The organism is Chryseobacterium gleum, from assembly GCF_900636535.1.
Classification (GTDB): domain Bacteria; phylum Bacteroidota; class Bacteroidia; order Flavobacteriales; family Weeksellaceae; genus Chryseobacterium; species Chryseobacterium gleum.
Map to the genome: position 1 here is coordinate 4,829,917 of NZ_LR134289.1, position 16,817 is coordinate 4,846,733.

At 40.8% G+C, this 16,817-nt stretch carries 13 protein-coding genes, 1 pseudogene and 2 riboswitches; all 14 genes and pseudogenes read right to left on the reverse strand.

The window, feature by feature from the left end; translation table 11 throughout:
- Positions 1 to 3: 3 nt before the first annotated feature.
- The 14 genes and pseudogenes from eno to EL165_RS22270 all read right to left on the reverse strand — a co-directional run bounded on the left by eno (position 4) and on the right by EL165_RS22270 (position 16,783).
- Positions 4 to 1,287, reverse strand: coding sequence for a phosphopyruvate hydratase (gene eno, locus EL165_RS22205; RefSeq protein WP_002981534.1), 1,284 nt, complete (start codon positions 1,285 to 1,287; stop codon positions 4 to 6).
- 41 nt (positions 1,288 to 1,328) lie between these two features.
- Entirely contained in the window at positions 1,329 to 1,775 is a 447-nt protein-coding gene (locus EL165_RS22210; RefSeq protein ID WP_002981531.1) for a universal stress protein, read from the reverse strand.
- A 51-nt stretch (positions 1,776 to 1,826) separates the two neighbouring features.
- Entirely contained in the window at positions 1,827 to 2,270 is a 444-nt protein-coding gene (locus EL165_RS22215; RefSeq protein WP_002981529.1) for a universal stress protein, read from the reverse strand.
- A 212-nt stretch (positions 2,271 to 2,482) separates the two neighbouring features.
- A riboswitch (Fluoride riboswitch) is annotated at positions 2,483 to 2,550 on the reverse strand.
- An 81-nt stretch (positions 2,551 to 2,631) separates the two neighbouring features.
- Complete coding sequence (locus EL165_RS22220) at positions 2,632 to 3,222, reverse strand: hypothetical protein (protein ID WP_126358694.1); 591 nt, start codon at positions 3,220 to 3,222, stop codon at positions 2,632 to 2,634.
- 32 nt (positions 3,223 to 3,254) lie between these two features.
- Positions 3,255 to 3,614 carry a hypothetical protein gene (locus tag EL165_RS22225; protein WP_126358695.1) on the reverse strand — a complete coding sequence of 120 codons (360 nt, stop codon included), beginning with the start codon at positions 3,612 to 3,614 and terminating at the stop codon, positions 3,255 to 3,257.
- Between the two features lie 37 nt (positions 3,615 to 3,651).
- Positions 3,652 to 4,302, reverse strand: coding sequence for a MutS-related protein (locus EL165_RS22230; RefSeq protein WP_488154038.1), 651 nt, complete (start codon positions 4,300 to 4,302; stop codon positions 3,652 to 3,654).
- 66 nt (positions 4,303 to 4,368) lie between these two features.
- Positions 4,369 to 5,141, reverse strand: a pseudogene (locus EL165_RS22235) (hypothetical protein); the annotation flags it as partial.
- Positions 5,138 to 6,676, reverse strand: a complete 1,539-nt coding sequence (locus EL165_RS22240) for a MutS-related protein (protein WP_002981523.1) — start codon at positions 6,674 to 6,676, stop codon at positions 5,138 to 5,140. The pseudogene EL165_RS22235 and the gene EL165_RS22240, both read right to left, overlap by 4 nt.
- 178 nt (positions 6,677 to 6,854) lie before the next feature.
- A riboswitch (Fluoride riboswitch) is annotated at positions 6,855 to 6,925 on the reverse strand.
- Positions 6,926 to 6,983: 58 nt separating this feature from the next.
- Positions 6,984 to 9,314, reverse strand: a complete 2,331-nt coding sequence (locus EL165_RS22245; RefSeq protein WP_002981521.1) for an HAD-IC family P-type ATPase — start codon at positions 9,312 to 9,314, stop codon at positions 6,984 to 6,986.
- A gap of 23 nt (positions 9,315 to 9,337) precedes the next feature.
- Positions 9,338 to 12,460: an efflux RND transporter permease subunit gene (locus tag EL165_RS22250; protein WP_002981519.1), complete on the reverse strand. Its 3,123-nt coding sequence runs from the start codon at positions 12,458 to 12,460 to the stop codon at positions 9,338 to 9,340.
- A gap of 17 nt (positions 12,461 to 12,477) precedes the next feature.
- Positions 12,478 to 13,386 carry an efflux RND transporter periplasmic adaptor subunit gene (locus EL165_RS22255; protein ID WP_002981517.1) on the reverse strand — a complete coding sequence of 303 codons (909 nt, stop codon included), beginning with the start codon at positions 13,384 to 13,386 and terminating at the stop codon, positions 12,478 to 12,480.
- A gap of 23 nt (positions 13,387 to 13,409) precedes the next feature.
- The gene (locus EL165_RS22260) at positions 13,410 to 14,708 is read right to left on the reverse strand and encodes a TolC family protein (protein WP_002981515.1); all 1,299 of its coding nucleotides are present in this window, start codon (positions 14,706 to 14,708) and stop codon (positions 13,410 to 13,412) included.
- A 114-nt stretch (positions 14,709 to 14,822) separates the two neighbouring features.
- The gene (locus EL165_RS22265) at positions 14,823 to 16,112 is read right to left on the reverse strand and encodes a sensor histidine kinase (protein WP_041461912.1); all 1,290 of its coding nucleotides are present in this window, start codon (positions 16,110 to 16,112) and stop codon (positions 14,823 to 14,825) included.
- A complete protein-coding gene (locus EL165_RS22270) occupies positions 16,109 to 16,783 on the reverse strand; it encodes a response regulator transcription factor (RefSeq protein WP_002981512.1) in 675 nt (224 codons plus the stop codon). The genes EL165_RS22265 and EL165_RS22270 overlap by 4 nt, the downstream gene beginning before the upstream one ends.
- Positions 16,784 to 16,817 lie beyond the last annotated feature (34 nt).

Consider the following 16,817-nt stretch of genomic DNA (forward strand, 5'->3'; position numbering starts at 1 on the left):
GAGTTATATGTTATTATTTTTAAAAGCCGCTATGCCTGCAAATTGTGATTCAGTGCCTAGTTCATCCTCTATTCTGAGCAATCTGTTGAATTTGGAGACCCGTTCTGAGCGGCAGCCACTTCCTGTTTTTAGCTTTCCTGCGCCTTTTGCTACGGCCAGATCCGCAATAAAAGTATCTTCGGTTTCACCGCTGCGATGAGAGATAAAGCATCCGTAATTGTTCTGGTAGGCAAGCTGTACCGTATTTAAGGTTTCCCAGACTGTACCTATCTGATTGGGCTTGATCAGGATCGAATTTGCGACCTTCTCATCAATTGCTTTTTGAAGGATCTTGGGATTGGTGCACAGGATATCGTCGCCGATAAGTTCCGTATGTTGCCCAAGTTCTTCGGTCATGGATTTCCAGCCGTCCCAGTCATTTTCACCCATGCCATCTTCCAGCGAGATAATCGGATATTTTTGAAGCCACTGTTTCCAAGTATTTAAAAGCTGTTCTGAGGAAACGAGCTCTTTAGTAGATTTGAAAAAGCAGTATTTGCCATCCTGCCACATTTCACTTGTTGCGGGATCAAGACAGATCGATATATCCTGTCCCGGTTTATACCCTGCAGCGTGGATGGCTTCAAGAATAACTTCTATGGCTTCTTCATTGGATCTGAGATTGGGAGCGAATCCTCCTTCGTCGCCCACACCTGTAAAATATCCCTTTTTATTGAGAATACTTTTTAATGTATGAAAAGTTTCTTCGCCCATTCGGATAGCTTCCCTAAAAGATGGCGCATTGTGCGGGGCAATCATAAATTCCTGGAAATCGATATTATTGTCTGCGTGCTTCCCACCATTGATCACATTCATACAAGGAACCGGAAGGACCAGATTACCACTGCTATTAAGATAGCTGTATAATGGAATTTCCTGCTGCTTTGCGGATGCCCGGGCAAAAGCCATGGAAACCGAAAGTATCGCGTTGGCACCGAGATTTGACTTTTCAGCTGTGCCATCAAGGTCAATCAGGAATCTATCGAATTCTTCCTGACTGGAAAAACGCTTACCTTTTAGGGCGGCGGCAATGATATTATTTACATTCGATACCGCATTCAGTACACCTTTACCACCATACCTGGAGGGATCACCATCCCGTAATTCAACCGCTTCTTTCTCTCCGGTGCTTGCGCCTGAGGGACAAATTGCTTTGCCCTGGCCGTTATCTAGCCAAAGTTCAGATTCTACTGTTGGATTTCCTCTGGAGTCCAATACTTCTCTGGAAATGATTTTAGTTATCGTCATATTGTAATGTGTTATTGTTATTTTTAAATAAACTTTAAATTCTATTGTTCTGTTTTTGAAAGGGGTACCAAAATTATCGGAATATTTGTGCTGTGCAGGAGATCGTCCGCGGTGCTACTAACAAAAAAGCGACTAATACCTGTTTGGTGATGTATTCCGGCTACGATGATCTGAGCTCCCCATGCAGTCGCGGTATCGAAAATGACATCCCTTACTGGACCCTTTACCAAAAAAAGTTCTGTAGGTGTGCCTTTAGCAAACATGCTTTTCATTCTGTAAAGAAAATCGCTTTCGACAGGCTGTTGATCCTTATTTAGGCTGTTGACGTATTCAACCAAAGTGTCCGCTAGGTTAATATCGCTGTCTTCCACCATGAGTATGCCTACCCGGGCATGGATCTGCCTGGCCATGTTGTAACCGTATTCAACAATTTTTTCCGAAGAGGCCGAACCGTCGACGGCAATTAAAATTTTAGAGATAAGTTCCATACTACTTTAAGTTGACAGGATGAATTAATTGATAATGATTCATTATTTTGTTTATTCCATTTTATTTACGGGTACTATCAACATGGGAATCGTTGTTTCATGAAGGATTCCCTCTGAAATGCTCCCCATAAAAAATTTACTGATTCCCCTGCGAGCATGTGTTCCTGCTACGATCAATTGCGCATTCCACTGGAGTGATGTTGAAATGACAGTTTCCTTTATTTCTCCCTCTACCACAAAGATTTTCGTATCTATACCGAGTGCATATTTTTCCCGCATGCTTTCCAGAAAATGTTTTGCATGCATAAAGGTATTGTCCCCATAAATTGTTTCATAGGGCATCACAGTATCAATTGGATGAAGTTTGGAATCATCGACGAGCAGCAGGCCTACTCTTGCCTGCATCTGGTTAGCCACTAGATAACCGTACTGGATCACTTTCTCCGAAAATGGGGTTTCATCCGCTATGATCAATATTTTTGTCAAAGGTTCCATAATATTTTATTTTTTATTGGTTGATGTAGGGTAACTGTGTGAACAACGAATAGAGCGCCCGACAATAGATGAAGCGGGATGATGAAAGGCATAACAAACCGACCGACGTGGGGATAACAATCGCTGTCCGGTAAAAGTTTAAAGCTGCTTTTATTGTAGTGTAGAAGGAATTTTAAATACATAACAAACCTGATTAAAATGTTAAACATCTAATTTAATCAGGCGTCATCAGCTCTTTTAGAGCGGTTGGGTAAGGAAGAACACCATTTCCTTTTTTGTTAAAGTAAATATAGACTTTTTTTGACAATTAACCTATTTTTTTAGGGAAATTATGCGCAGAAAAATAAAGAAGATATTGGGATCATCTCACCGGCGTATCAATTGTTTCAAAAGCTAAGGCAAACTCCTTCAGATCCTGTTTCATAAGATTGACAATTGATTCAATCTGATCAAGCATGTCTGCCCGTTTACTGAGCTGCTCAGCAGTGTATTTACCTCCCGCTCCGAAATACAGATCCAGTGATTTTCTTTTTCGCTCGGCTTTAATCCCTGAAATCTCTCCAAGATCCATCCATTTTTGTTTTATCTGGTTCCTCAGTGAACCCCGGAGGCAGTCGGAGCTATCTTCATAATTTAGATAATACCAGACGGCGGGAGGAAAGATGGTGGAAGTTTCTCCTGCATGCCAGATATCACCCAACGGATTTCTTTTATGATAAAATTCCACTTTGGTTTTGTTTGTCAATATCAGTACTCCGGCAACTGCTCCAGCTATACCCGTACCGATTCCCAGATAATCATTGGCATTTCCTTTATTGACCAGAAATCCAGATGCGAGTGCCCCTGAAGCACCTATTACCAATCCGCCTACTGTTAATTTGGTTTCTATATTGTCTTCTTTATCCTTTAGATAACTGGCGATCTGATCAGCCCTTTCTTCTTCGCAGTCCATTTCAGATGCTACCGCAGAAATTTCCAGTGAAGCTATATTAATACGCTGATTAATTTTTTGTGTACATTCCAGCAGTTCCAGACGTTTTTCAGTAGAAGGGTGTTCCGCGTAATCTTTTTAAGGTCAGCATACTTTTTTAATAGGTGCAGGGCACCGATAGCATTGGCTATATTCAGGCTTTTTCTGCCGAAGTTTTTCTTTAGATCTGAATCAATTTTTAAATGTTCGATCGGAGTCGGAATATCCTGTGCGGTATAGGAATAGATACTGAGCTGGTTACAGTTACTTTTTTCCAGCTGTATTTTAAGCTGCTCATTCCTCAGCCCGGCACATGATGTCATTAAGTAACAGAAAGATACGGCAACCAGCGCGCTTATCATTGGATTCTTCATCTATTTTTATGGTTTTGATTGTTTTTTTATTGATTAATTACTCGAATATTTTATTATAGAGATCTTCTGCAAAGCTTGTTGGCAGTGGAAATCCTTCGGTAAGTTTACCAATCTGTGTATCTTTTTCTCTAGATGCCTGAAGGAACAATATACTGTCTGTTTTATTCTGATAATAACTAAATGCGAAATCGTAGAGATGCGTGACAAAAAAGACTTTAATATTACTGAGCTGAAGGGCAGAAACAATCTGCGTGGCGACATCCGATCCTTCTTTTTCATTGGTTGCAGCGAAAGATTCATTGAAAAGAACAAAGTCTCCTTTCTTCAAATGACGGACAATTTCATTCATCCTATGAAGCTCTTCGTCAAATTTTCCGCTGTTCATTGACCTGTCTTCTTCTTTTTTAAAATGAGTGGCGATGTGTCCTGCAGGATTACTCTTAAATTTTGTGGCGGCAACAAAAATTCCACTTTGCATCATCAATTGGGCAATACCTACACTTCTTAAAAATGTTGATTTGCCGCCCCTGTTTACTCCCGTAATAATAAAGAGCAGTTTTTTATCACCGGAGATATCATTTCCAACCAGCTGATGTCCGGCTGTAAGAGCAAGGCATGGATCGTATAGTCCAGTGACATTAAATGATTCCTGGTGTGTAGGTACAGGTTCAGGGAATCCGACCGGCATTTTTAGATTCTTTAACCTGTCATGAAGATTAATGCACCCTAAATAAAAAGCCAGCTCATCCCGTATCAGGGTGAAAAAATCAGTGAGATGGTCATTGGCCTGTGCAAGTGTGTTTGCGGTACGGTTGACCATTTGATCGTTGAGACTGGAGAGTGCATTGCACCCACCGATATCCCTGGGGTTGATCTCAAAATAATAGCCTTCGATCTTTGAGGGAAAGAGCCAGTTCCACCAGGTATGTTTTTTTTGGTATTTTTTCTCAATGTATATTGTGTTCCTTTGTTAGCTCTTCCCAGCTCTACACTGGTATGGATTCGGCCGTACAGTTTCAGACTTTTTAAATTTTCCATTACCTGTATGAAGTATGCATCATCCGTCTGTTCTATGAATATGCGGAAGAAGCGGAGCATTCCATCGGACTGAAATTGCGAGATAACCTGAGCAGCAATTTCGCGAAATTGACGTAAAAAATCCATAGAAATTTCCATAAGTGCAACAGAACTGTGCAACAGCGAGGTAGGATGCTTGATAAAAATACCATACCAACTTGTTTTTTTGCTTTCAATAGCTTTTAAGGAAAGGTCAAACAGTGACTTTATAATCGCACTATTTGCTAGACAATCTTTCAAAATATTTTGTCTGTAGAGGATTGTGGGAATGTCATTTATATCTTCCTGAAGGAGGACCTTGGGAACAACAGTATCAATGACATTATTTCCGTCAGACATCGTATCAAGCAGTACCTGTAGTTCCAGGTCCTTCATAAGTTCATCACTATTCCATACCAGCGGTTGGCCAATATTGAAATCACGGTTAGGATATAAAAGATAAGGATTCATGAGGCAATGCGTTTTAAGAGCTGGTTAAAAGATAGTCCGTAACGTTCTGCCAGTGATCGTGCATATGCTTTTCCATCAGGATCTTTTTTAATGATCTTAAAGGTTCTCTCGGCATCCGGACTTTCCGGGTTAACCGTTGCTGACATACTTATTGAGGTTTTTGTGGCTGCAGAAAGCTCTTCAATAAACGTTACCCAAACGCAGTACGACCCAATCTTTTCTACTTGCTCTATAATCTTTGAAGAAAGGAACTTACTGTCAAGGAGTGTTGTGGAAGAGAATATTTCATTAAGAATGATGATGCTCCGGGTAGATGCTCGCTGTATAATTGCATGTATCCTGTTGAGATCATTTTCAAGTTTGCTCTGTTGCAGCTGGATATCCTCTGATTTTTCAAAATGAGTTAGGATGTTGTCACAATGGAGTATTTTTGCGTTGCTTCCGGCAACTGGAAGCCCAAGATTGCCAAAGTAATGGACTTGGCCAAAAGTTCTTGCAAAAGTGGTTTTACCTCCCTGGTTAGGGCCTGATACAAATATGATCCGCTCTTTGCCGGAAAGAGAAAAATTGTTGAGTACAGGTTTTTTTTCAAGGGCAACAAGATGTGAAGCCAGTGCGGTATCGAACGTATCAAAGGCAAAGATATCAGCCTGTACCGGTGTAATTTCCGGATAACAGAAAGGGGAGCCATTAACTTCAATTTTTTTAAAATATTCTAAATAAGAAAGGTAGAAATGGACATCCCTGTCAAAATCCTGAATAATCTCATCTTGGAAATCCTGATTATTAAGATAAAAAAGTACGATCTTATCAAAGACAGCAGGATATAGTGTGGCAACTCCTTTGAGGATCTGAGCCTCCACATCATTCATATGGACGGAAACCGGAAATTTTTCAAGGTAGTTTTTATTATTACCACTTAAAAACCTGGAAAAAAGCGTTCTGGTTTCTTTATCGTAATCATCCTGTGATCTGTAGGGAAGTACCCTGACTAGCAGACCCTCAACCATGAGATCGTATCTGATTTTCCCTATTTCTGAAAACAGCTCTTCGATCATTTCGCGGCCGGCTATAAACTCAGAGGAACCTACATATTTGGATAGGTACTGAAAAAAAGCGCTGAATCCTTCGCTTTGAAGCTTCAGTGTCCCCAATTTTTCGTAAAGGGTCTGTACGATGGTGCAATAGGCATATACGGAATCCATGAACAATCTTTCCTTCTGGAATTCATAACGACACTTTATTGCATTTTTCAGCATCATGCGCATGTCCCGCATTGCAGCGGAAAAGTCCAGTAATATTTCATATAGTTCAGGAGTGTCTATTTCCTGCATGATCTGCTGCCGGTAGGTTATGGTATCACGGTTCAATGGCCAATTGGAGAAAATTGGTCGAAGTTCATATTCTTCCTTGCCGCGGATTACCTCACTGATAATCTGGTCTATATTCAGATCGATCATAAATTGGGGCATTAGGGGACTGGTTTTGGAAGCAGGAGTTTCCCCAGACCTGTACAATAAGCTTTTAAAATACATAGGCTGACTTTTTTAAGATTATGAAAATGGAGAACAGCAAATGCTTAGATACGGAAACGGTGTGAAGACAAAGTAGACCTATGGGATACCATGGCCCAAAAAAAGCTGTGAAAAATAAGATTTTGATGAAAAGCTGTAATAAATCCATGACTGAACTGATTAAAATGTTAAACACTTAATTTAATCAGGCGTCATCAGCTCTTTTTTTGGAGCGGTTGGGAAAGGAAGAACACCATTTCCTTTTACTAAAGTAAATATACAACTTTTTTATCAATCCGTGAATTCGTTAGTAGAAGGGCTATAATTATTAGCTTTTCCTTCTGTAAAAAAGTATTTTTAAATAGTCCAGCAGAACTGTAAACATTACCGATATCGTAAATAATATTACAATGTGAGCCAGCGGAACGGCCTGCATTAGGATACCAGCACTTGCCAGGATTGCTGATATAATTATATTTCCGGTTGTGACAGCGATGACCATTCTGCTCGGCCAGAATTTCCAGAAAGCATTTTTAACTCTGGTACAGTAAATGGTAAGCTGAGCCGAAAATATCAGGTATAGAAACATGTAGGTCTGAATCTGCTGCATTGGAACGTTCATCTTTCTCTGCATCAGGTAAATAAGCGTTACTCCCAATGTGGTCCATCCAAGTGCAAATATACCGGATATCTTTAAAATTCGTTTCATATCCCACTGTTCAATCTTTTGCGATATGGCAGCCCTATCTGTACCGAGCGTGATCGTAACCAGATCATTGAATACTACAACGAGCACAATAAGGTTTAGCGGAATAACAAAATCTTCAGTGAGTATATATCCTGCGGTCAGCAGCACGGAAAGCTCGATCGTTCTGGAAATCTTCGTGATTGTCCATGTGAGCATCCTTCTATAAACTTTCATTCCTCCCTGGATTACTTTAATGATATCCGAAAGTCCGGGTTGGGTCAGGATAACTTTGGCAGATGCCTTGGCCACATCGGTGGCATCCTTTACAGCAATTCCTATCTCTGCCTGCTTAAGTGCAGGAGCATCATTCATTCCATCACCGGTCATTGCGGTAATCAGCCCTTTTTGTTGAAGGGATTTGATGATCTGGTATTTATCTTCGGGATATATATTGGCCACTGAATCATATTCCATTGGTGATTGCAACACTTGATCCAGAGTTCCTGCCCTGTTGCCGATAGCCAGATCTTCACCTATGGCTTGCGCGGTCATTGCAGTATCACCGGTAATCATTATTATTTTAACGCCCATTCCCTTGATTGTCTGGACTAGCTGGAAAGCGTCTTTTCGCGGGTAATCGGCAAGTGATAGAAGGCCACATATCCTTGTGTTTTCCTCACCGAGAACTGCGACTGCAAGGACACGGTTACCTGTTTTAGCCATCCTGTGATAAACTTCGTTTATCCGCTGAGGTGATGAGGTATACTGTTCCATCACCATTGGTGACCCAAGAATGATTCTTTGGACTTTATTTATGTCCGATACTGTTGCCTGTGAAAATTTATTGACCGGATTAAACGGCATAAATTCTTGACGGTTTAAAGGTTGAATATTTCTATTTTTTATTTCTTTTAGAATGGCAATATCCACAGGATTTAAGGATGAACTATCGCAGCATGCAGCGGCATATCTCAGCACCTCATTTTCGGTTTCTGTGGATAATGCTGTGATCTCTGAAAGGACTGGTCGGTTTTCAGTAAGTGTTCCGGTTTTATCAACACACAGCACCTGGATCGAGGCTGCTTCCTGCAGAGCTGTAAGACCGGTTACCAGAACCCCTTCTTTGGCGAGAGAACGGGCCTCAAGCGCGTTTGCAACAGTGAAACTTGCCGGCATTGATATCGGAACCGTAGCAATGACCAGTACAATAAAAAAAGGCAATAGGGGTAATAGCGCCAGTCCATTAATTATTGCAGAAATCAGGAGAACTGCAGCAAGGAAGAGATCTATTACAGCCAGATAGCGTACAACGCTGAAAAGGATCTTTTCCAGATGCCCCGGTGCGGAAGCTGTCTTTACAAGCTCCGCTGTTTTTCCAAAATAACTGCTGCTACCCGTGGCTGCTACTTTAACCAGTGCCTCGCCCGAGCGGACAACAGAACCACTGTAGATATTTTCATTTTCATTATAGGAAACAGAAGCAGATTCTCCTGTCACTGAAGATTGGTCCAGTTCAAGTGCTCCTTTAATCACAATACAGTCAGCGGGTACGATATCACCAGCTTTAAGGTGAATATAGTCCTGGGGCACAATTTTTTTTGCCATTAAAAATTGCCATTTGCTATTTCTTACCACGCGCACCCTTACCTGTATGTTTTGCTTTAAAAAATTAAGTGCTTTACGTGCGCGTCGTTCCTGCAGTTCCCCTATGATAGCACTGAAAATAAGTAGAACAACAATGATTGATCCCTGTAGAAGTTTGCCCAGTGCAATCTCCAGTATCAGTGCCATCTCCAATATCCAGGGAATGGGCCCCCAAAGACGTCTTAGTACACCTTTAAGACTATTTGTATGTTCTTCGGGTATTTCGTTATAGCCGAATTTGTTCAGGGCATCTCTGACTGCAATATCTGAAAGTCCCGTTTGCCCGCTTTCAAAGGTATTCTCAAAATTATTATCCTGTGCTGTCATCTTATATTAATTTAAAGTTTTTATCAATCATATTTTTTCGCAAACGTCGGTCTTTCATAAATGGCCTTTAGCAATGTTGGGAAAACAAACAGGAGCAAAGGGATACCTGTCATAAATCCACCGATAACGGCAATGGCTAATGCCTGCTGCATCTGGGCACCCATTCCAAGACCGAGGGCAAGCGGCAGCAGTGCAAGGATGGCACCGATTGCGGTCATGAGCTTCGGGCGTATACGCAGGGCAAGGGCATAGTTGACCGATTTTTCTACATTTCCTTTGGATTTTTCCATATTGAACATAAATTGATTGACTGTAAAAATGGCGTTTTCAGCTATAATCCCAACAATCATTATAATCCCGGTATAACTGCTCACGTTCAGGGGTGTGTTTGTCAGGTAAAGTGCGATCAGACACCCAGGTATTCCCAGTATGGAAATCAGCAGGACGAGAAGCGATATGCTCCATTGTCTAAAGAGGAAGAGCAGAACTGTAAATACTAAAAGACATGCTGCAATGAGAATGGTCAACAGCTCCCGGAATGACTGTTGCTGTTCTGCATAGGCACCACCGAAGTTGACATAATAACCTGAAGGTAGATGGAGGTTCGCTGAAAAAATTTCTTTCAATTGCGCTACGGCCGTTCCGAGATCCTTACCGGCTAATCTTGAAGTCAATACGATACAAAGTTTCAGGTCTTCACGTTTATAATCGATTTCACCTTTTTCAGATTTTATACTGCAAAAAAATGAAAGAGGTCTTAGACTTCCATCTGGCAAAAAAATCATCTGTTTTAATATCTTATTGACATCATTCTGTTGATAGCCGGTCAGGCGTAATCTTATCTTTCGCATCTGCTCACCGTCCTGGATCTGTCCCACCTGTAGGTTTCCGAGCATAGATGACTGAACTGGAGAGGGCTCTGTAACAGCGGCATTGTCTCCAAGTACGATACCTTCGGTGTACATACGGAGCTGATTCTGAAAGTCAGTCTGACTAATTCCATAAAGTGCAAGCCTGGCATTGTCTGGACGGACAACAAGGGTGGGGCCTGCAGAAATCATTCCACTTGATATGTCTACCAGTCCCTTCGTATGTCGCATAATACTGTCGGCCTGTTTTGCTAGCCTTTCGAGTTCTCTCTGATCACTTCCGAAAATTTTTACTTCTATTGGACTGGGCGTACTCATCAGATTGCCCAGAAGATCCTGTATACGCTGTCCGAATTCTATGTTCATAACGGGTACGGAAGTCTGTATACTTTTTCGGAGCTGGTCGATAACCTCCTTAGTATCGTGTTTTCTGTCTTTTTTTAGCTGGATAAGATAATCACCATAATTAGGTGCTACGTTCCTGAAATCCAGCCTTAAGCCTGTACGTCTGGAATAGCTCTCCACATCGGGGTTTGAAAGGATCGTTCTTTCCATCCTCTGGCAGAGCAGATCTGTCTCCTCAATCGCGGTTCCACTAGGCGAAAAATAATCTAATACGATGGTTCCCTCATCCAGCTCAGGAAGAAAACCTGTCTGTAACTGACGGGAAGAAAACCAGCCCGCAAAAATTATAAAGAATATAAAAGAATAAGCCAAAAATGGCTTTCTATAGAGTTTGGTAAGCCAGGTATACTTATTTATATTTTGTTCATCATGGCTGTGGGAATTTTTATGCGGTCTGTATCCGATCAAAAGATGCAGAACAGGTGTTACGATCCATGTAGCGAAAAATGAACATACCAGTGTCAGTTCCATCGTTACAGCGAGTTCCTTAAAGAATGCTCCCGCCAGCCCGCCCATAAGAACAAAAGGAAGAAATATAACGATGGTGCTGAGGGAAGAACCCACCATTGCAGGATAAAGATCGGTTATGGCATCTTTTACGACCTCAAACCTGTCCTTTTCGGGATGGTCTTCATGCATACGGTAGATCTGTTCAACGATGACAATGATATCGTCAATGAATAAGCCCACAGCTGCTGCAATTCCACCCAGCGACATGATATTGAGGGTAATACCGAAAATATGTAGTGTAATTAGGGTAAAGCCAAGTGTAACGGGAAGAGTCAATATCACAACCGTACTGGCTCGCCAAGACCGCAAAAATAGGATGACTACCACGATTGCCAGTAGTAATCCTTCCAGAATAGTATGGATCACACTGTCAATACTGTCACCAACAAAGGCTGATTGATTATAATATGGCCTCAATTTGACTCCTTTGGGCAGGAGTCTTTTAATTTCACCAGCTTTGGCATCCGCATCTTTGGCGAACTGGACAAGATTGACTCCCGGCTGCTTGACAAGATCGACAATAACTCCGGGATGGCCATTTGTATTGATCGCATTGAATTCAACCTGTTGCTGAAGTTCTATTCTGGCTATATCAGAGAGACGTATAAGACGCTGGCCACTATTTTTGACAATGATATCCTTCAGTGATTCGGCATCATTGATACGGTTATCCGTGAGAGTGAGATATAGTCTACGGAAATCTGAAATTTTACCATTGGAGAGTACAAAATTATTCTGCCTGAAGAGTTGTACCAGATCCTCAGGGCGTATTCCCAGAGAAGACATCTTAATAATATCGGGAACGATCACAAATTCCTTTGTTTTTCCGCCACGTAAGATAACGGTTGAAACTCCCTCTATCTGGGAGAATAGAGGTCGAACGCTATTCATGGCCAGATCTCTTAGTCCTACTAGTCCGATTTCATCACTTGCACTCTCCAGGGTGAAGCCATAAACAGGAAACAAGGACTGGTTATAGCCTTCCACAGCTATATTCGTTCCGCTGGGCAAAAGGTTTTTTATTTCGTTCAGCCTACTTTCTATCAATAGTTTAGCATTGTTTACATCAGTTCCCCAATTGAAGTATATCTGTATATCTGAACTTCCCCGACTTGTGACACTCTTGACCACAGTGACACCTTTTATTCGCTTCACAGCACTTTCAATGGGTTTTGTAACGGTAATCATCATACGGTCTATGGGGATTGAACCCACGTCCGCTATGAGTTTTACTTTTGGAAACATAACCTCTGGAAATAGGGCCGTCTGCATTTTGCTAAAGGTGAACAGTCCTAGGGATATTAATAACAGAGCTATAAAAAAAAAGGGCTTGTTGTATTTTTTATAATAGTTTTTATGCATCTTATTCTGATATCATTTTATTTAATACTCACCAGTGCACTGTCTCCAAGACCGTAATTTCCGCTTACCAAAATTCTGTCTTCTCCGGTGAATTTTGGGTTTTTAATTTCGATCATTTCACTATCCTGATCTCCAAGTTGAATGGATACTTTTATGGCCAAAGAATCATTGACAAGTTTCATTACCCAGAATTTTTCCATCAGTTCATCACTCAGTACTGCCTTTTTGGGAAGAAGGAGGGCTTCTTTATTTTTGTAAAGTACCATTTCAAATTTTGCAATGGTTCCTGACGGTATATAATGGGCATTATCCAATTTGGCCATATAGGGTATAGTCTGTAATCCAGTTATTGCCTGTATAACCGGTGTCTGGAGACGGGCATTAAAGGCTGTACCGTCGGGAAGAATAATCTTACCGCTTGTGTTCTCTGCGATATATCGATTGTATTCATATGGGATATTGACCTGAAAATAGAGGCTTTTTTCATCTGTTATGTCGCATAGTACAGCTGCCTCCGGAACAAATATTCCCGGTTGCGATTGTGGAAGAGACGTCACCACTCCATCCATGGGCGCATATACGTTCACAAGCCCATAATTTTTATCGAGCGGTATATCGCTTCCGAGATTTCCAAGTGCGCGCCGCTCTTTTGTCTCAATTGTATAGAGCAATTGCCCTTTATGTACCCGGTCGTTAAAATTGATCTTTACGAACTTAATTGTTCCCGCGATGGGGGTTTCTACTGTAGTATGGCGCAGGTATTGGGCGATGGAAGGTAAAGGCTCAATATGAGCCATGGTACCCTTGCGCATTGAGGTAAGGCTTACGAGTGATTTTGCCCTGATTTTTTCTTCATCGGTCTTTTTTTGTACACAACCGTGTAGGATAAGAACCACAGATAGTATCGGTATGATTGAAAGTTTCATGTCTTTAAATAAATTGAGAGGTTTTACCAGTTCCAGTAATTATAATTATTAATTGTCCACAGGCGGGCTGTATGTAGGGAAACCCTATTGTTGAGCAATGCTGTGTTGCTCCGGAGGGTGGTCAGGTATTCGATCACAGACCCCTGTCCTGCGGCGATCTGTTTTTGATAATATTTCAGAAGTTCTTCATATTCATTGATCTGTCTGTCAATGGAGGTAATTTGCTCCTGCTGTGAATTGATCAGTTCCATAAAAGCTTTTTTTCTGTTTTCGTTTTTTGACTTGAAAAAATTACTGTTTATAGTCGTCGCCTCTTGGAGCACCCGTAGTTTTTCATCATTTAGTTTCCGTTGATTTCCGTCAAAAATTTTTTGTGTAAAACGTATTCCTATTAGCATTCCAAATCTTTTGGGGATATCAGACAGGTAATCTGCATATAATCCAGCCGTAGAATAGAGACTAACGGTAGGGAGGTATTGAAGGTTGAATAACTTGCGGTTGGTTTCAAGATTGAGACTGTCCAATTTATATTGCTTAATAAATCCTGAACTGTCTACTTTGGGGGGATTGTGGATTTCTATAGCTAACGGATCAAGTTCGACAATATCCGTTTTCGTAATACCACAGAGGCTATAAAGCTCCAGTAGGTGTACCTGATAACTATTCTGAAGTGTTTTAATAGCAGTCTGCTGTTGTGAGAGTTCTATTGTCAATAATTTGGCATCACTTAATCTGGACAGACCACTAGTAGATAATTTTTGGACAATTGCAATTTGCTGCTGGGTAATTTCACTGGTGTGTCGCATCGCTTCCCGTTGACCAATGTCCTGGAGGCAAAGGATGTATTGATCTGTAATAAGCTTTTCAATATCGTGAACAGCGAGAATTGAAGAGTTGCCAAGGAGCTCATTCTGTATTTTCATCTGCTGCTGGGCCATGTCAATACGTTTTTTATTAAACAGCGGTTGATCCAATGTGAGTACCCCTTTATACAAACCTCCGTTGGTTGCAGAGAAATCCAGTCCATAATAGTCGGTGATACTTTTGGACGGGTTTATTTTGATCCCGCGGTTGTCTGCATCATTTGCATATACAGGTGCCATCATATAATCCATCTGAGCTGTAACCAGTGGTTTGGTCAGACCTGCAAGGATCCTTTTTGTCTCAATTTCATTGGCTTTGGACTGCAGAATATTGGTTTTTAGCATAGGTGCATTCGTTGTCGCAATCCTGATAAAGTCGTTCAGGTTCCGCTGGGCCATAAGTTTATGCGGGTTAAAAGCAACCAGTATCAGAAATAAAAGTTGGATTTTTTTTACCATATATTTACTATTGTTATTGTCTTGGTGGATAATTCCATATAATTTATCCTGGCAAAAATACTTTTGAGATTCTGGAGAAATTCTGGATTTAATGGCGGTAACCGGAGAAAATAATTAAGGATTATCTGGCGGTATAAAATCAACTTTAAATGTATGCCATGATCCCCCCGAATGAACGTAGCTGATTTTCCAGCCACTTTGGTCACAGATCTCTTTTACGATTGCCAGTCCGAGGCCACTGCTTCTGTTATCGGTTGATTTTTTACCGAAACGCTGAAATAGTGCAGTATGGTCAAGTCCTTTCCGTTGCCCGGTATTGGTAATGGTAAGGGATTTTTTTTCGATTAGGATATCAATACGGCCGTTTTCAATATTATGCCTTATGGAATTCAGCAATAGGTTGTTGATGAGAATTTCTGTTAGGACTTTATTGGCATTTAGGTGAAGCTCCCCACCGATTTGAAGTTCAATCAACAGGTTTTTCGCTGCTGCCTGTTCGGTAAAATAAGGAACGACTTCTGAAATGATGTCGTTGAGCAAGAAATTGCGATGATCAGCAAACTGGTTGTTCTCAATCTTGGAGAGCAGTAAAAGGTTTTTATTGATACGGCTCAATTTTGACACTGACTGATACAGCGAATGCAGTATCGTGATTTGTTCTTTGCTAAGCGTATTATCCTGAAGGAGAAGATCGAGCTTTGACTGGAATACCGCCAAAGGCGTCTGCAGCTCATGAGAAGCATTTTGAGTAAACATTTTTTGCATGGAATAGGAGCGCATACTCTGGTCGATGAGTGTTGAAAGCCGGTTATTCAACTGTTTGAACTCTATAATTTTCGTCGCAGGAAAATTTGCCTTTGTTCCTTTTTCGATATTGAAGTTTTCGATTATTTCAAGGGTTGTGTAGAAGGGTTTCCAAAGTTTATTTGAGATCAGCACCGTGATAAAGAAGATAACCGTGAGTAGTATAACCAAAATTCCGAGATAGATCCAGACAATCGTTTTTATCAAGTCTTCGGATTCAACAAGGTTCAACCGGATCATCAGTATAAAGGGTTTTCCTTCGATGTGGATATCCGCATATAAAACCCGGTATGGTTCCCATTCAGGTACTAGTTCATCATAAAACTTTTGCTGGAGTATCTGGTTTCTAGAATAATTGGTTGGGATGGAAGAAAAGATTCTGGTATCTCTATTAAACCTGTTCCATTGAGGAATATCTTTTATGAATAGGTCTTTCTGATTATTGACAACGAATTCTGTTTTACGTAGAAATATAGCTTCATCAACATCCTCCTGATATAGCTTTTCAAGCGTATAATAGATAAATGGGGCACTGAGCAATAGGATAAAAATTGCTGAAACAGAGTAATAGATTAACGTTTTATGTAATAACCTGTTCATGATTCCCATTTATAACCCATACCGTAGGTTGTTTTAATATAGTCTTTGCATCCTGCTTCAGTCAGTTTCTTTTTTAGATTTTTAAGGTGGGAGTATATAAAATCATGATTATCCATCATATCGGCCATTTCACCGGAAAGATGTTCCGCAATGGCAACTTTCGAGATGTTCTTGTTTTTATTACCTACAAGAAAAAGCAACAGATCAAATTCTTTTCTTGTCAATGTTAAAAGCAGACTATTGACTCTTACTGTTTTTGCCAACAGGTCGATGTAAATTTCGTTAACATATATACCATTCGTACTTCCAAAATGTTTACGTCTGATAACCGAGTAGATGCGTGCACCAAGTTCAGAAAGATGAAAGGGCTTGGCCAGGTAATCATCTGCACCAAGTTTTAAACCATCTATTTTATCCTCGATAGCATCTTTTGCTGAAATGATGATCACGCCATCTTGTTTGCTTCTCGATCTAAGATTTTCCAGGATGCTGAGTCCATCTCCGGAGGGCAGCATAAGGTCGAGCAGGATACAGTCGTAATTATATTCTTCCGTTTTAAATATAGCCTCCTGGTAATCAGATGCAAATTCACAGACATAATTTTCACCCTTGAGATAGGATGAAATATTTTCTGCAAGTTCCTTTTGGTCTTCGATAATCAAAATTTTCATGGCTTAAAGGTAAAATCTGAATTTTGGAGAATTT

Excerpts from the sequence above, each read along its gene's own strand:
- EL165_RS22225 (WP_126358695.1), bottom strand. The coding sequence starts at position 3,614 with ATGAAGAATCCAATGATAAGCGCGCTGGTTGCCGTATCTTTCTGTTAC.
- EL165_RS22230 (WP_488154038.1), bottom strand. The coding sequence starts at position 4,302 with ATGCCGGTCGGATTCCCTGAACCTGTACCTACACACCAGGAATCATTT.
- EL165_RS22270 (WP_002981512.1), bottom strand. The coding sequence starts at position 16,783 with ATGAAAATTTTGATTATCGAAGACCAAAAGGAACTTGCAGAAAATATT.
- eno (WP_002981534.1), bottom strand. The coding sequence starts at position 1,287 with ATGACGATAACTAAAATCATTTCCAGAGAAGTATTGGACTCCAGAGGA.
- EL165_RS22250 (WP_002981519.1), bottom strand. The coding sequence starts at position 12,460 with ATGCATAAAAACTATTATAAAAAATACAACAAGCCCTTTTTTTTTATA.
- EL165_RS22255 (WP_002981517.1), bottom strand. The coding sequence starts at position 13,386 with ATGAAACTTTCAATCATACCGATACTATCTGTGGTTCTTATCCTACAC.
- EL165_RS22215 (WP_002981529.1), bottom strand. The coding sequence starts at position 2,270 with ATGGAACCTTTGACAAAAATATTGATCATAGCGGATGAAACCCCATTT.
- EL165_RS22265 (WP_041461912.1), bottom strand. The coding sequence starts at position 16,112 with ATGAACAGGTTATTACATAAAACGTTAATCTATTACTCTGTTTCAGCA.
- EL165_RS22260 (WP_002981515.1), bottom strand. The coding sequence starts at position 14,708 with ATGGTAAAAAAAATCCAACTTTTATTTCTGATACTGGTTGCTTTTAAC.
- EL165_RS22210 (WP_002981531.1), bottom strand. The coding sequence starts at position 1,775 with ATGGAACTTATCTCTAAAATTTTAATTGCCGTCGACGGTTCGGCCTCT.
- EL165_RS22245 (WP_002981521.1), bottom strand. The coding sequence starts at position 9,314 with ATGACAGCACAGGATAATAATTTTGAGAATACCTTTGAAAGCGGGCAA.
- EL165_RS22220 (WP_126358694.1), bottom strand. The coding sequence starts at position 3,222 with ATGGACTGCGAAGAAGAAAGGGCTGATCAGATCGCCAGTTATCTAAAG.
- EL165_RS22240 (WP_002981523.1), bottom strand. The coding sequence starts at position 6,676 with ATGTATTTTAAAAGCTTATTGTACAGGTCTGGGGAAACTCCTGCTTCC.